Annotated in this window: 12 protein-coding genes; 4 read left to right on the top strand and 8 right to left on the bottom strand. The window is 68.1% G+C overall.

The features are described 5' to 3' along the window. Positions 1 to 125 precede the first annotated feature (125 nt). Positions 126 to 827 carry a TetR/AcrR family transcriptional regulator gene (locus tag ACT535_RS09490; protein ID WP_476364174.1) on the top strand — a complete coding sequence of 234 codons (702 nt, stop codon included), beginning with the start codon at positions 126 to 128 and terminating at the stop codon, positions 825 to 827. Between the two features lie 4 nt (positions 828 to 831). Here the strand turns inward: ACT535_RS09490 and ACT535_RS09485 are convergent, their stop codons facing one another. From ACT535_RS09485 to ahcY, 5 genes are all read right to left on the bottom strand, one after another. Continuing rightward, on the bottom strand, positions 832 to 1,848 hold the full coding sequence (locus ACT535_RS09485; RefSeq protein ID WP_476364173.1) for a phosphotransferase family protein: 1,017 nt from the start codon (positions 1,846 to 1,848) through the stop codon (positions 832 to 834). After that, a complete protein-coding gene (locus tag ACT535_RS09480; protein WP_476364172.1) occupies positions 1,845 to 3,062 on the bottom strand; it encodes an acyl-CoA dehydrogenase family protein in 1,218 nt (405 codons plus the stop codon). The genes ACT535_RS09485 and ACT535_RS09480 overlap by 4 nt, the downstream gene beginning before the upstream one ends. 133 nt (positions 3,063 to 3,195) lie before the next feature. Beyond that, the gene (locus ACT535_RS09475) at positions 3,196 to 4,239 is read right to left on the bottom strand and encodes a lysylphosphatidylglycerol synthase domain-containing protein (protein WP_476325920.1); all 1,044 of its coding nucleotides are present in this window, start codon (positions 4,237 to 4,239) and stop codon (positions 3,196 to 3,198) included. Between the two features lie 184 nt (positions 4,240 to 4,423). Beyond that, on the bottom strand, positions 4,424 to 6,310 hold the full coding sequence (locus tag ACT535_RS09470; RefSeq protein WP_476325922.1) for a potassium transporter Kup: 1,887 nt from the start codon (positions 6,308 to 6,310) through the stop codon (positions 4,424 to 4,426). Between the two features lie 470 nt (positions 6,311 to 6,780). Beyond that, positions 6,781 to 8,178, bottom strand: coding sequence for an adenosylhomocysteinase (gene ahcY, locus ACT535_RS09465; RefSeq protein ID WP_168458524.1), 1,398 nt, complete (start codon positions 8,176 to 8,178; stop codon positions 6,781 to 6,783). A 564-nt stretch (positions 8,179 to 8,742) separates the two neighbouring features. Here ahcY and ACT535_RS09460 point away from each other — a divergent pair. Continuing rightward, a complete protein-coding gene (locus tag ACT535_RS09460) occupies positions 8,743 to 9,330 on the top strand; it encodes a CarD family transcriptional regulator (protein ID WP_168458525.1) in 588 nt (195 codons plus the stop codon). Between the two features lie 527 nt (positions 9,331 to 9,857). Here the strand turns inward: ACT535_RS09460 and ACT535_RS09455 are convergent. Continuing rightward, the gene (locus ACT535_RS09455) at positions 9,858 to 10,730 is read right to left on the bottom strand and encodes a glutaminyl-peptide cyclotransferase (protein WP_476364171.1); all 873 of its coding nucleotides are present in this window, start codon (positions 10,728 to 10,730) and stop codon (positions 9,858 to 9,860) included. Between the two features lie 70 nt (positions 10,731 to 10,800). Then, positions 10,801 to 12,408 carry a gamma-glutamyltransferase family protein gene (locus ACT535_RS09450; RefSeq protein WP_476364170.1) on the bottom strand — a complete coding sequence of 536 codons (1,608 nt, stop codon included), beginning with the start codon at positions 12,406 to 12,408 and terminating at the stop codon, positions 10,801 to 10,803. 174 nt (positions 12,409 to 12,582) lie between these two features. On the opposite strand from ACT535_RS09450, the gene ACT535_RS09445 reads away from it, so the two are divergent. Further along, a complete protein-coding gene (locus ACT535_RS09445; protein WP_168458528.1) occupies positions 12,583 to 12,819 on the top strand; it encodes a hypothetical protein in 237 nt (78 codons plus the stop codon). Between the two features lie 6 nt (positions 12,820 to 12,825). Here the strand turns inward: ACT535_RS09445 and ACT535_RS09440 are convergent, their stop codons facing one another. Next, on the bottom strand, positions 12,826 to 13,503 hold the full coding sequence (locus ACT535_RS09440) for a nitroreductase family protein (RefSeq protein WP_476364169.1): 678 nt from the start codon (positions 13,501 to 13,503) through the stop codon (positions 12,826 to 12,828). A gap of 458 nt (positions 13,504 to 13,961) precedes the next feature. On the opposite strand from ACT535_RS09440, the gene ACT535_RS09435 reads away from it, so the two are divergent. Further along, the gene (locus tag ACT535_RS09435; RefSeq protein WP_168458530.1) at positions 13,962 to 14,651 is read left to right on the top strand and encodes a cold-shock protein; all 690 of its coding nucleotides are present in this window, start codon (positions 13,962 to 13,964) and stop codon (positions 14,649 to 14,651) included. The last annotated feature ends 153 nt before the right edge of the window (positions 14,652 to 14,804 follow it).

Below are 14,804 nucleotides of genomic sequence, written 5' to 3'. Positions count from 1 at the left end.
TTCCGGCAGAAAAGCGAAGGCGGGGCCATGATGCAAGGGGATGGGACAAATCCGCCGGTGCGGCACCTCGCTTGACATTCGCCGGCCCGGCCGCAGTCTGCGCACAGCTTTGGCGGGGGTCTCGATTGGGCGAGGAACAGGCGGCGCACGCGCAGATCGCGACATCTCACGCGCCGGACCATGCCCTCGCGGCCAGCGCCGCGCGCATCCTTGCCCGGCATCGCGACACCATCAAGGTGCGCAAGCCCCATCTGGCGGTGGCGAACCTTGCCCGCATCCTGGGCGCGGCGCTGACACTGGCCAACCGCCACGGCTTCCACGCCATGACGCTGCGCCAGCTGGCGGAGGAATCCGGCCTCAGCATGGGCGGGCTCTATTCCTACCTCGACAGCAAGGACACGCTGCTCCTGATGATCCTGGAGGAAGTGGCGGAGGCCGCCGAGGGCGCGCTCGCCGGGGCGCCGGAGGCGGTGCGCGCGGACCCGGCCCGGCACCTTGCCTGGCTGATCGAGCGCCACATCCTCCTCACCGAGGCCATGCACCCGTGGTTCGTCTTCGCCTACATGGAGGCGAAAGCCTTCCCACCGGAGGCCCGCAGGCGCGCGGTGGAGAGCGAGCGCACCACCGAGCGCATTCTTGCCGACGCCATTGCTGAGGGCATGCAGCGCGGCACCTTCGCGGCTAACGATCCGCTGTTCGCGGCGACGCTCATCAAGCCGTTGCTGCAGGATTGGTATGTGAAGCGCAGCAAATATCGCGAGCGCGGCATCGAGGCGCCGGCCTATGTGGCGCAGGTCAACGCCTTCGTGCTGAAGGCGCTGGCCTGACCCATCAGATGAACGCCGCCGCCCGCGCGGCGAAGGCTTCGGCGAGGCGCCCGGTGTCGGCGGCGCCCTCGGCGGCGGCATTGCCCGCCTTCGCCCGCGCGGCGATGCCCTCGAAGATCACCGCCCAGCGGAACAAGGCGAAGGCCATGTGGAAGTCGGTGAGTTGCGCCCCATGGGTCGCCGCCGCCTGATAGGTCGCGACGAAATCGGTACGCGCGGGAATGCCCAGCGCATCGAGGTCGAGCCCGTCGATGCCGCCATATTCCTCCGGCCGCGACACCCAGGCCATGGCGCAATGGGCGAGGTCCGCCAAAGGATGGCCAAGGGTGGACAATTCCCAGTCCAGCACCGCCACCACCTCGGGACGGGTAGGGTGGAACATGAGGTTGCCAATGCGGTAGTCGCCATGGGCGATGCGGCTCGTGTCGTCAGCCGGCACATGCGCCGGCAGCCACGTGACGAGACGGTCGATGTTTGCGTCCTCGCGGGTCTTGGAGAGTTCCCACTGGCGGGTCCAGCGCGCGATCTGGCGGCTGAAATAATTGCCGGGGCGGCCAAAATCGGCGAGGCCGACAGCGGCCGGGTCCACGTTGTGTAGAGCCGCCAGCGTCGTCGCCATGGCGGTGTACATGGCCCGGCGCTCCTGCGGCGTCACGCCCGGCAGGGTGCAGTCGTGGAAGACCCGGCCGTCCACCTTCTCCATCACATAGAAGAGGGTGCCGATGACGGACTTGTCCTCGCACAGGGCAAGCACGGGCGGCACCGGCACGCCGGTCCCGGCAAGCGCGTGCATGATGCGATATTCGCGGTCCACCGCATGGGCGGAGGGCAGCAGCTCCCCCGGCGGCTGCTTGCGCAGCACGAGGGCGCGATCGTCATAGGTGACGAAGAAGGTCGGGTTGGACTGTCCGCCCGAGATGGCATCGAACCTCGGCGTGCCGGACAGGCCCGGCACGCGCGCCTTCAGCCAGGCGTCCAGCGCGGCGGCATCGAAGCCGAGGGACGAGGCGGGCGCGCTCACGCGGTCTCTCCCGCCACCGGCCAGTTCCAGAAGCCGTCGCCTTCCTTCTCGAGGAAGCGGTTCAGCACCATTTCGTGTACCGCATCGGCCCCGTCCACGATGCGGGCCTGACGGGCATAGCGGTAGATCCACTCCAGCACCGTGTCCTTGGAATAGCCGCGCGCGCCGTTGATCTGGATGGCGGTATCGGCGGCGAGGTGCAGGGTGTTGGCGGCCTTGATCTTGGCCATGGAGATTTCCTTGCGCGCGAGCCCGCCGCGATCGAGCTCGAACGCCGCTTTCATGACCAGCAGACGGCCGATCTCAATCTCCATGGCGATGCGCCCGAGCATGGTCTGCACGCTCTCCCGGTCCGCGAGGCGGATGCCGAACCCCTCGCGCACCGCCGCATAGTCGCGGGCGATGGACACCGAGCGCATGGCGAGGCCGAGCCAGCGCATGCAGTGGGTAAGCCGCGCAGGGCCGAGACGGATCTGCGTGACCTTCAGGCCGTCGCCCTCCTTCATCAGCACGTCCTCGGGCGGGATGGCGAGGCCGTCGAACTCCAGCTCGCAATGCCCGCCGTGCTCCTCCGGCCCCATGATGGGGATGCGCCGCACGATGCGCCAGCCCGGCGCGTCGCGGTGGAAGGCGAAGGCGGTCAGGCCCTTGCGCGCATCATCGGAGGTGCGGGCAACGATGATGAAGTGCGCCGCCTCCTCCGCGCCGGTGATGAACCACTTGCGGCCATAGATGCGATAGGAACCGTCCGGCTGCTTCTCGGCGCGGGTGAGCATCATGGAGGGGTCGGAGCCGCCGCCGGGGTGGGGCTCGGTCATGACGAAGGCGGAGCGCACCTCGCCGCGCGCGATGGGGGCGAGCCAGCGGGCTTTCTGGTCGGGAGTGCCCACCTCTTCCAGCACCATCATGTTGCCGTCGTCGGGGGCCGCGGAATTGAACACCACCGGGCCGAAGATGGAGCGGTTCATTTCGGTGTAGCAGACCGCCATGCCCATGCGCCCGACGCCGAGACCGCCGTTCTCCGGCTTCAGCTGGAGGCACCACAGCCCTTCCGCCTTCGCCTTGGCGCGCAGGCGCTCGAGCGGCTCAGCGGCGATGTTCTCGTGGGCGTCGTAGGTGGCGGGATCGCTTTCGAGCGGGATGATCTCATCCGTGACGAAGGCAGCGATGCGGCGGCGGAGGTCTTCCAGGGCCGGCGAAATGGTGAAGTCCATGGTGCGCCCTCGGGATGCGATGAGAAAAACGAGCGAGCGCTCGCTTTTTATATCGGCCGCACTGCGTTTGCAACGGCCGCCGCATGCGAAGCCGGCAGTCAGGCCCGCGGAAGACCGATCCGCGGGCGCGGAGTCACTCGGCCGGTGTCTTGGACGCGGCGGCGCGGGCCTTGGCCTCGGCCTTCTCGGCCGCCGCCTGCTCCTTGCCGGCGATGCGCAGGCTCAGTTCGCGGGCGCCCAGCAGGGTCAGGGCGAAGGCGAAGGGCACGATGTAGTAGAACAGCCGGAACACCAGCAGAGCGCCCAGAAGCTCGGCCTTGTCGAACTGCGGCAGCGCGACGAGCAGCGCCGCGTCGAACACCCCGAGACCGCCCGGCGCGTGGCTGGCGAAGCCGAGCAGGGTCGCGGTGACGAAGATGACCGCGAGGCTGATGGGATCGATATAGGGCGAGGCCGGCATCAGCATGTACATGGCGGCGGCGCACAGGCTGAGGTCGAGGATGCCGATGCCCACCTGCAGCAGGGTGGTGGGGCCGCGCGGGAGCGTGACGAACCAGGTCGAGCGGCCGATGGTACGCGGCGCCAGCGATACCCAGGTGACGTAGGCCACCAGCGCACACAGGGCGCCGACGCCGATCAGCCGGTTCACGAAGGGCGGTAGTTGGTCCACGGCGGTGGCCGCCTCGGGGTGCAGCGTGATGCCGAGGCCGAGCACGGCGATATTGCCGAGCCAGAAGGTGAGGCCGGCGACGAAGCAGATCTTCGCCACATCGATGGCACCGAGGCCCCAGGCCGAATAGATGCGGTAGCGCACCGAGCCGCCGGTGAAGACGGTGAAGCCCACATTGTGCCCCACCGAATAGGAGCAGAAGCCGGCCAGCGCCGCCGTGCGATAGGGCACATGGCCCTTGCCGATGGTGCGCAGGGCGAACCAGTCATAGAAGGTGAGCGTCAGATAGGCGCCGGCCACCAGGAAGAAGGCGATGGCGACGTCGCGCGGATTCTTCTCGCGCAGGGCGTCGAGCACGTCCGACCATTTGAGGTTGTGCAGCATCCGGTAGAGCACGACCGCCGCGAAGGCGATCACGATCAGGCTCAGGATGAAGCCGAGGCCGTGCAGCCCCACGCGTTCCTTGAAGAACGTCGATACTCTCACTGCCAAAGTGCGCGCAGCCATATCGTCACCGTTCCCCCCGCCCGCGACGACGTCGGACGCCCCTGTTGTAGTTTGCTCCCCTGCCCTATGGGGAGCATTTTTTTGCGGCGTCTCGGTCGTGGTCAGGCCGTCTTGGGGTTCGTGATACACTTTAGGCCCTGCCTGAGGCTGGGATCGGACTGGCCGCCGGTGCCGGAGCGGATGCTCAGAGCTTCACCGGATAGCCGATCTCCACCGTCCGGGCGCGCGGCAGGCCGAACCGGTCCACCGAACGCTCGGCATTGCGCGCGAGGAACGCGAAGACGTGGGCGACCACGTCCCTCAGCTTGATGACCTCGTCGGGCGGGATGATCCGCTCGTGGCCGATCACGTAGATCGCCGCATCCGGATCGATGCCCCGCGCGCTCAGCGCCGGACCCAGCACAGACGGCACGTCGATCTGCTGCATGTAGCCGAAGCGCAGATCGACCCGCACGAACCCCTCGTTGAGGGTGGTCACCTTGACCCGGTCCTCCACCGACACCCTGGGGCGGGCGGCGATCCAGACCGAGACGATCACCGCTTTCTCGAAGCGGACCTTCAGGAGATCTGCCATACGGGAAAGCGCCACGGGCGTCATCGCACCCGCACGAGACAGAAAGATGGCAGTGCGCGGCGCCTCCACGTCGTTCACCCGGTCCTTGCGGGCGACGAAATTGTCCAGAGGCTCGGTAAAGCGCACCTGCTGGGCCACCACAGCTTCCAGGCCCCGCCGCCAGCTGACCATCACGAAGATGATGACGGCGGCGATGGAAAGCGGCAGCCAGCCGCCGTCGTGGATCTTGGTCATGTTGGCGGAGGCGAAGGCGAAATCCACCGTCAGCAGGCCCGCCGCCATGGCCCAGACCGCGAAGGAGGGCCAGCCCCACGCCCGCTTCACCTGGGCAATGAACAGGATGGAGGTCGTCACCATGGCGAACGCCACCGCGATGCCGTAGGCCGACGCCAGCCGGTCGGACGCCTCGAAGCCCAGCACCACGGCGATGCAGGCGATCATCAGAAGCCAGTTCAGCCGGCCCACATAGATGTGCTGCTCGTTGTGCTCGGAGGTGTAGCGGATCCGCATGGGCGGCAGGTAGCCGAGTTCGATGGCCTGCTTCGCCAGCGAGAACACGCCGGTGATGATGGATTGCGAGGCGATCACGGTCGCCGCCGTCGCGAGAAACAGCAGCGGAATGTCGAACATGTCGGGGCAGAGGTCGTAGAAGGGATTGCGGACCGCGCTCGGGTCCACCAGCAGGATGGCGCCCTGCCCGAAATAGTTGAGCAGCAGCGCCGGCATGGCCACGAACAGCCAGGCCCGCGCAATCACCGGCCGGCCGAAATGGCCGAGGTCCGCATAGAGCGCCTCACCGCCCGTCACCGCGAGGAAGCAGGCGCCGAGGATGACGCCGGCGAGCCCGGGATGCTGGACCATCAGCATGATGCCGTAGCGCGGATCGAGGCCCGCGATCACCTGCGGCGCCTGGAGGATGCCGTAGACGCCGAGCGCCCCGAGCGAACCGAACCACAGCAGCATCACCGGGCCGAAGAAGGAGGCGATGCGCTCGGTGCCCAGGCGCTGGGAGAAGAAGATGGCGAGCAACACCAGACAGGTGAGCGCCACCACCCAGTGCTCCAGCTCCGGCGCGATGACCTGCAGGCCCTCGATGGCGGAGAGCACCGACATGGCCGGCGTGAGCACGCCGTCACCGATCAGCATGGCGGCGCCGAGCAGGCCGGCTGCAAGCAGGTACCATCTCAGGCCGATGGCGCTGCGATGGAGATCGAGCAGCGTCACGAGGGCGAGAATGCCGCCTTCGCCGTCATTGTCCGCCCTGAGCACAAGGAAGACGTACTTCACCGTGACGGAGAGGATGATGCTCCAGGTGATGAGGGACAGCAGGCCGAGCACGTCGGCGCCGATGAAATTGGTGCCGCCCACCGCCAGCACGCCCTGCTTGAGGGCGTAGAGGGGGCTGGTGCCGATGTCGCCGAAGACGACGCCGAGGGCGCCGATCTCCGCAGCGAACGGCACGGTGCGCGAACGGTCGCGGGAAAAGCTGGTGGACATGAAGGGCGGCTGCCTCTCAGCCGGGCGCGAACGTCAGGGGTGAGCGTGACGAACCGCGGCCGGCGCTCCGGCCGGCGGGGGAATGCGCATCGCAACAGGATGCTTCGCGCAGGTAGGCGCCTCGCGAGCGTCGCACGTAACCGTCCAAGGCCAAGCCCCCGCAACCAGCCCCCGCACATGCCCCGCTGCAGGTCTCGGCCCCGGTCATCCCGAGGCCCGAACCCGCCCCCGCTCCTCGCCGGAAGCCTTCGCCCGGAGCGCGGCATGCCCCGGATCGATCCGTTCCGACACCCCGCCGCATGGCGATCACGGAACCGGCTTCCCGCGCGTCGCGGGTCACCAACACCTATCCCCGTTCGCAGGTGAACACAATGCGGTGCCACACGGAGGCCGCGGAGCGCGCCTGAACGCAGAACGCCGGCCCGAGGGCCGGCGTTCGCAACCGTATGGAAAGACGCGATCAGCCGCGATCAGTAGCGATAGTGCTCGGGCTTGAAGGGGCCCTGCTGGGCCACGCCGATATAGGCGGACTGCTGGTCGGTGAGGCGGGTGAGCTTCACGCCGATCTTGTCGAGGTGGAGCGCCGCGACCTTCTCGTCCAGCGCCTTCGGCAGGGTATAGACCTTCTTGTCGTAGTGACCGGGCTTGGTGAACAGCTCGATCTGCGCAAGCGTCTGGTTGGTGAACGACGCCGACATCACGAAGCTCGGATGGCCGGTGGCGTTGCCGAGGTTCACGAGGCGCCCCTCGGACAGGAGGATGATGCGCTTGCCGTCGGCGAACTCGACCTCGTCCACCTGCGGCTTCACATTGTGCCACTTGAAGTTCTTCAGCGCCGCGACCTGGATCTCGCTGTCGAAGTGGCCGATGTTGCACACGATGGCGCGATCCTTCATGGCGCGCATGTGCTCCACCGTGATGACGTCCACGTTGCCGGTGGCGGTCACGAAGATGTCGGCGCGGGGCGCCGCCTCTTCCATGGTGACGACCTCGTAGCCTTCCATCGCCGCCTGCAGGGCGCAGATGGGATCGACCTCGGACACCATCACGCGGCAGCCGGCATTGCGCAGCGAGGCGGCAGAGCCCTTGCCCACGTCGCCAAAGCCCGCGACCATGGCCACCTTGCCGGCCATCATCACGTCGGTGCCGCGGCGGATGCCGTCCACCAGCGATTCACGGCAGCCGTAGAGGTTGTCGAACTTCGACTTGGTGACGCTGTCGTTCACGTTGATGGCGGGCCACAGCAGCGTGCCCTTCTTCTGCATCTCGTAAAGGCGATGCACGCCCGTGGTGGTCTCTTCCGTCACGCCCTGGATGTTCTTGGCGAGGAGCGAGTACCAGCCCGGCTTGTGCTTGAGGCGGCGCTTGATGGCGGCGAAGAGGACTTCCTCCTCCTCGTTGGTGGCGCCGTCGAGGAAGGCGGTGTCGCCCTCTTCCGCGCGCTTGCCAAGGTGGACGAGCAGCGTCGCGTCGCCGCCGTCGTCGAGGATCATGTTGGGGGTGCCGCCATCCGCCCACTCGAAGATGCGGTGGGTGTACTCCCAGTATTCCTCCAGCGTCTCGCCCTTGATGGCGAAGACCGGAGTGCCGGCGGCGGCGATGGCGGCCGCGGCGTGGTCCTGGGTGGAGTAGATGTTGCACGAGGCCCAGCGCACGTCGGCACCGAGCGCCTTCAGCGTCTCGATGAGCACGCCGGTCTGGATGGTCATGTGCAGCGAGCCGGCGATGCGGGCGCCCTTGAGCGGCTGCGCGGGACCGTATTCGGCGCGGGTGGCCATCAGGCCGGGCATCTCGATTTCGGCGATGTCCAGTTCCTTGCGGCCCCAGTCCGCGAGGTTGATGTCCTTCACCACGTAATCGTTGCTCATGGATCGCTCCGCTTGAGATCGGCTCGGGGCGGCACAGTGCGGGCCGCCAATCGTGGCGCGCCCAATAGCACGGCGGCCCCAAGCGGGCAATAAGGATATAAAGAAATGCTTATATGATACCGGCGGGAGGCAGCGCAAAGCGTGGCCGTTCAACGCGCCGCAAGTCGGCCGCGAGTCAACGTCCAGTCGTCGCCCAAGTCGCGGCCCCTTACCAGCGAAGGTAAGGTTGGCGACACGCGCGCTTTGATTCCGACAAAAATTGTGATATACGTGACTTTACAGTCGATTGCTTCCAGCACCAGCCACATCGCGCCCGCAATGTGTTCGCGCACATTCCAGGGCGCATTCTCGGGAACAAAGGGGCGAGAATATTGTGCCGGCCGTTTTCCTGCGGCGCGGCACCAAGGCTGTCTGTACATCGTCTGGCAGAGCGGGGTGGCGGGCGTTCCGGCCGCGACCCATATCCGCAGCTGAAGGTGCGCGCCGTCCCGGGACCGGACCGGCCGGCCGGCGCACCAACAGGTTCGGCCCGTTTTCGCGGGCCGGATCAGGAGTGTCAAGAGCATGTCGGCAAAGAAGAACGCGCAGGCCCGTCTCGGCTTCAAGACGGGCGAGCACATTGTTTACCCGTCCCATGGTGTTGGCCGGATCATGGCCATCGAGGAACAGGAAGTCGCCGGTTTCAAGCTCGAACTCTTCGTGATCTCGTTTGAAAAGGACAAGATGACGCTGCGGGTGCCCCTCGCCAAGATCGCCAGCGTCGGCATGCGCAAGCTTTCCGAGACCAACATCGTCGAGAAGTCGCTCGAGACCCTGCAGGGTCGCGCCCGCGTCAAGCGCACCATGTGGAGCCGCCGCGCGCAGGAATACGAAGCGAAGATCAATTCCGGCGACCTCGTCGCCATTTCCGAGGTGGTGCGCGACCTGTACCGCTCCGAGGCCCAGCCCGAGCAGTCCTACTCCGAGCGCCAGCTCTACGAGGCCGCCCTCGACCGCATGGCCCGCGAGCTGTCGGCGGTGCAGAACATCACCGAGACCGAGGCCGTGAAGCTCATCGAGCAGAACCTCCTCAAGGGTCCGCGCCGCGGTGCCGCCAAGGTGGCTGACGAGGCCGACCTCGACCAGGACATGGAAGCCGAAGAGGCCGCCTGAGCGTCCAGCATCTGGCGTTCTGGGTCCAGTGTTACACGGCGAGCGACAGGAACCCGGCCTCAAGCCGGGTTCTTTTTTTGCTTGTCCGGCGCCGGGCCCGTGCCCCCATCGCCCTCAGCCCCTCTCCCGCCCGGATCAAGTTTTCGCGCGGCAGCCCGGGCGGGGTGTACGCGGCCTCCCGGCACGCTATGATGGCAACGCTGAGCAGGCGGGGGCGCCGGCATGGAGACGTCTCATGCCCCCTCATGTCCGCATCAGCGACATTCGCAACAAGATCAAGAACGCCCCGCCGGGGTCCGGCGCGCCTGCAGGCGCAGGTGCGGGCCGGGCTGCGCGCGCGGCATCGAGCAAGGAGGTCAGCTTGACGCCAAGACTTAGCAGCGGCGCGATCTGCGCCGGGCTGTGACCCGTGCGGCGCCGCGGTTTCCTCCGCCGGCGCAGCCGAAGCTCCCCGGCTGTCGTCTTCCCCGGACGGCAGCCGGATTCATGTCAGGGCCAAGTTCATGTCCGGCTCAGGCCGGCCAGCCTCAGCGCGGTTCCAGCGCGATCTCCCAGACATGCGGCCAGCACTTGCCGGTCACCAGCAGATGGCCCGTCGCGGTGTCGAAGGCGATGCCGTTCAGCACATAAGGATAGACCAGCTTCGCCGGGTCGGGATTGAGGCCCGAGAGGTCGATCCAGCCGAGCATCTTCCCGTCCACCGGATCGATGATCGCGATGAAGTGGCTCTGCCAGACATTGGCGTAGAGCTTGCCATCCGCATATTCCAGCTCGTTCAGGAAGCCCAGCGGCGCCACCGCATCGGAGACGAAGATGGTGCGCACCCGCTCGAAGGTGGCGGGATCGCGGAAGACGATGGAGGAGGAGCCGTTGCTGGTGATGAGGTGGGTGCCGTCATGGGTCATCCCCCACCCCTGCTCGGTGTAGCGGAAGTCCCCGATCCGCTCGAAGCTCCTGCGGTCGTAGACGTAGGCGTGGTTGTCGAGATAGGTGAGCTGGTAGATGCGGTCTCCCATCACCGTCACGCCTTCGCCGAAGACGTTGGGGTCCAGCGCCCGCTCGCGCAGCACCCGCCCACTCTTGAGATCCCACTCGATGAGCCGCGAGCGTCCGTAGAGGCCGGTGCCTTCATAGATGGTCCCGCCCTCCAGCATGAAGCCTTCCGTGTAGGAGGAGGTATCGTGCGGATGCACCTTCACCACCCGGTAGCGGTAGACGGGGATGGCGCTCTGCCCCAGCACCCGCTCGCTGGTGAGTTGGACCGGCCCACGGGTGGGCGGCTCGCCGGCGAACGTCTGCTCGCCCGCCGCGGAAGCGCGGCCGGCGGCCAGCGCCGCGAGGCCGAGCCCGGCGATGCCCTTCACCAAAGACCGTCGCCCGATCATTCCCCGTCCGACCATTGGCGCGCTCCCATTCTGGTTGTTCGCGGCATGGTCGGCGCCGGCCGTGGCGGACGTCAAGCTCAAGCCATCAGACGCCCGCCGCCCCGCCGTCCGCACGCGGATCATGGGCGCCTTCAAGCTGTCCGCCGGGGTGGATCACCACGCCGCCGGCATGGCCCATGGTGTCGGAGTAGGCTTCCGGCAGCACCACCAGTTCGTGGCCCACGGACAGGAGGCGGTCCACCAGATTGCCGTCGAAGCGGGATTCAAGCTTCAGATTGGTCTCCTGGTCGCCCCAGGTGCGGCCCAGGAGCCAGCGCGGCCGGGCGATGGCCTCGGCCAGCGGCACGCCGAAGAGCGCGTGGCGGGTGAACACCGCCGCCTGCGTCTGCGGCTGGCCCTCTCCGCCCATGGTGCCGTAGGCGAGGATGCGCCCGTCGGCGAGTTCCGCGAGGGCTGGGTTGAGGGTGTGGAACGGCCGCCGGCCGGGCAGCAGCGGGTTGAGCGCCTTGGGGTCGAGCACGAAGCTGGAGCCGCGGTTCTGCATCAGCACGCCCGTCGAAGGCAGCACGCAGCCCGAGCCGAACTCGAAATAGATGGACTGGATGTAGGACACCGCCAGCCCCGAGGCGTCGGCGGCGCCCATCCAGATGGTATCGCCGGGCTTCGCCTCGTGCGGCCAGGCGAGCGCCCGCCCCATGTCGATCTTCGCCGCCCGCTGCGCCAGCGCCTTGGGATCAAGGAACGAGGCGGGATCGTGCGGCAGGTGCTCGGGATCGCACACCACCTGCTGGCGCACCAGGAAGGCGCGCTTGGTGGCTTCCACGAGGCCGTGGATGTGCTCGAACGTCTCCGCCCGCGCCACCTTGAGCTGGTCGAACAGGCCAAGGATGAGGAGGGAGGCGAGGCCCTGGGTCGGCGGAGGCGCGTTGAACAGGCGGGCGCGACCGATCTTCATCTCCAGCGGAGGGCGCTCGCGGGCGGTGTAGCGCTCGAGGTCGGCGCGGGTGACTGGACTGCCGATGCGCTCCAGGTCCGCCGCCATCTCGCGACCCACATCGCCCCGGTAGAAATCGGCGAGGCCGGCGGCGGCGAGATGGTCCAGCGTGTCGGCAAGGCGCGGCTGGCGCTGGAGCGTGCCCTCCTCCGGCACGGCGCCGCCCGGCAGGAACACGTCGGCGAAGCCGGGCGCCGTCTCCAGCTCTGCCCGCTTCTCGCGGGTGAGCCGCGTCTGGGAGCGCGTCACCGCCACGCCTCCCCGCGCGAAGCGGATGGCCGGCTCCAGCAGCCGGCGCAGCGTCATCCGCCCGCCATGGCTGCGCGCCGCATCGAGCGCCAGCGCCCAGCCGCCCACCGCGCCGGGCACGGTGACGGCGGCGTTAGGCCCGCGGGTGGGGATCGTCTCGAATCCGAGCTCATGGTAGCGGGCGATGGTGGCGAGGCTGCCGGCGAAGCCGCACGCCTCGATGTAGCGCACCCGCCCGGACGGCTCGCGGATGAGCCAGAAGCCGTCGCCGCCCACATGGTTCATGTGCGGATAGACCACGGCGATGGCCGCCGCCGCCGCGATCATCGCTTCGACGGCGTTGCCGCCCTCGGCCAGCACCTCCTGCCCGGCCGCGGCGGCGAGGTGGTGCGGCGCGGCGACGATGCCGCGGGCGGCGTGGGTGCTTTCATACTCTTCGGCGGCCAGCATCGGGGCTCCTCGCGGGCAGGACGGGAGAGGGATGGCGCGGCCCCGGACTTGACCCGGCGACGCGCCCAGCGCAGTTTCCGCCCCTTATAGAGCAGCGGCCGGCGAAAGACTCCAGCGTCCGACGCCCGCCGCGCGGTTCGGCCGGATCGCGCCGAACGGTATCGGGAGACTGGAATGGCGGGTTTGGGCAAGACTGGGGGCGGCAGCCTGTTCACAGTGGCGAGCGCTACCACGCTGGTCGCCACCCAGGCCATCGCCACCGCCATTGCCGCCGGCTGGGCGCTGGCCGGTCTGATGCACCTCGGCGACATCGGCGAATATGCCCTGATGGCCCTGTTCGGCCTCCTCGGGGTCTACATCTCGGTGAAGTATTTCCGCCGCGCCTATGCGGTGGAGATGTCGCTCACCTGAGCCGCCTCACGGCTGCCAGCGCGTCACCACGTCGGCCAGAGGCGGGCGCGGACGATCCTCCGGCCGCGTCGCCGGCCGGCCGATATGGATGAAGCCGGCCACTTTCTCCCCCGCCCCGACGCCGATGAGCGCCGCCGCCGCAGGGTCGCGCCCCGGCCATTTCAGCAGCCACAGCGCGGAAAAGCCCAGCGCCGTCGCCGCCACCACGAGATTCATCGCCGCCGCGCCGGCCGAGAGGATCTGGTTGAATTCGGGGATCTTCGCAGCGGGGTCCGCCCGGCTGACCACCACCACGGTCACCGGAGCCCGCATCAGATAGTCCCGCCACATGCGCGCCTTGTCCGGCGCGAGGCCCGGGTTCTGCGCGGCATAAAGCGCATCGAGCCGCACGCCGGCGGCTTCGCGCGCCTCCCCCTCGATGACGATGAAGCGCCACGGCACCAGCCGGCCGTGGTCCGGCACCCGCGCGGCGATGGCAAGCATGCGGTCCAGCTCCTGCGGCGTGGGGCCGGGCGCGAGCAGCGCGCGGAGCGGCAGGGAGCGGCGCGTCTCCAGCAGGTCGAGCGTCGCGGACGACACCGGCACATCCGCCAGCGGCGCCTCATAGGCGACCGCCGCGCCGTGGCCGTGCGGGCGGGAGGGAGCCTGCGGATCAGCGGATTGCGATGCGGCGGCCTCGGCCATGGCGGCCTCCTTCGGAACGGGCGGGGAGCGCTCATGAATAGATGCGCCGCCGCAAAATAGAATGAGGTACAATCGAACTAGAAGTCTTCGCATGGCCCGCGCCACTGGCCCATCACCTCCCCGCGCGGGCGGGGCCGTCAGGTCAAGGAATGACCCGCCCCATGCTGCGCAACAAATCAAGCGGCGCCGTCGCCCAACATTCATGTACCAAAGCGGGAGAGATGTGTTAGTCTGCATGTTGGTCGGAGCCGTGCGCCCGAGTGCGTGGGCATGTTTTCCGACCTGTCATATAGGCTGCGAGGCGAGACGCGGGTGGCTGGAACAGGCGTTGTGCGAAGGCGGATATCAAGACGCCCGGAGCGTGCAAGTTAAAGTGTGGCACGTAGAAACGCATCATTGTCCGGCAGTGGTGGATGGCCCTAAGCCAAAATTGGCGACTGACCTCAACGGAAATACACATGAGCCGTAACCGAGACTTCCGAGAGCCGCGCCGCCGTGGCTTTGACGACGATTTTGCGCCGCCGCGTGACCGCGGCTTCGGAGGGGACCGCCCCTTTTCCTCGCCCAGCAGCAGCTTCAGCGCCCCCGCCCCCTCCGGCCCGCCCATCGACGCCACCGTGAAGTGGTTCAACCCTGAGAAGGGTTTCGGCTTCGTCGAGCTGTCCGACGGTTCGGGTGACGTGTTCCTGCACGCCCGCGCCCTCGAGGCCGCCGGCCAGGAAAGCGTGCCCCCCGGCTCCAAGCTGTCGGTGCGCGTCGGCCAGGGCCAGAAGGGCCGTCAGGTCACTGAAGTGCTCGAAGTCGACACCTCGACCGCGGAGGCCGCTCCGGCCCGCCGCAGCTTCGGCGACCGTCCCGGCGGCTTCGGTGGTGGCGGCGGCGGCTTCGGCGGCGCCCCCCGCGCCGGCGGCGGCCCCCGTGCCGCGACCGGCCCCACCGAAGAGCGCGTGGGCACCGTGAAGTGGTACAACCCCGAGAAGGGCTTCGGCTTCATCGCGGTTGAGGGCGGCGGCAAGGACGTGTTCGTGCACGTCACCGTCATCTCCCGTTCGGGCCTCAGCGATCTCGCCGAGGGCCAGCGCGTGGTGGTGCAGGTGGGTCAGGGCCCCAAGGGTCCGGAAGCCCGCGGCATCGAGCTCGCCGACTGATCTCGCAGATCCCTTCGCCGCCGGCCGGTTCTTCCGGGCGGCGGTGAAGAGCAATGCAACCAGCGGTGCCGGGCGCAAGCGCGGCGCCGTTTCCGTTTTTGCAGTTTCCGTTCGCAGGCCCAGCCTGCTGGCGATGCCGGAGTTGAACACGAA

The organism is Xanthobacter sp. DMC12 (genome assembly GCF_056314105.1).
This window is presented reverse-complemented; position numbering and strand designations above follow the sequence as displayed.

Bases quoted from the DNA above. Each gene is read 5' to 3' on its own strand.
- ACT535_RS09470 (WP_476325922.1), bottom strand. From the start codon at position 6,310: ATGTCCACCAGCTTTTCCCGCGACCGTTCGCGCACCGTGCCGTTCGCT.
- ACT535_RS09460 (WP_168458525.1), top strand. From the start codon at position 8,743: ATGTCGGCAAAGAAGAACGCGCAGGCCCGTCTCGGCTTCAAGACGGGC.
- ACT535_RS09455 (WP_476364171.1), bottom strand. From the start codon at position 10,730: ATGGTCGGACGGGGAATGATCGGGCGACGGTCTTTGGTGAAGGGCATC.
- ACT535_RS09450 (WP_476364170.1), bottom strand. From the start codon at position 12,408: ATGCTGGCCGCCGAAGAGTATGAAAGCACCCACGCCGCCCGCGGCATC.
- ACT535_RS09480 (WP_476364172.1), bottom strand. From the start codon at position 3,062: ATGGACTTCACCATTTCGCCGGCCCTGGAAGACCTCCGCCGCCGCATC.
- ACT535_RS09475 (WP_476325920.1), bottom strand. From the start codon at position 4,239: ATGGCTGCGCGCACTTTGGCAGTGAGAGTATCGACGTTCTTCAAGGAA.
- ACT535_RS09440 (WP_476364169.1), bottom strand. From the start codon at position 13,503: ATGGCCGAGGCCGCCGCATCGCAATCCGCTGATCCGCAGGCTCCCTCC.
- ACT535_RS09435 (WP_168458530.1), top strand. From the start codon at position 13,962: ATGAGCCGTAACCGAGACTTCCGAGAGCCGCGCCGCCGTGGCTTTGAC.
- ahcY (WP_168458524.1), bottom strand. From the start codon at position 8,178: ATGAGCAACGATTACGTGGTGAAGGACATCAACCTCGCGGACTGGGGC.
- ACT535_RS09445 (WP_168458528.1), top strand. From the start codon at position 12,583: ATGGCGGGTTTGGGCAAGACTGGGGGCGGCAGCCTGTTCACAGTGGCG.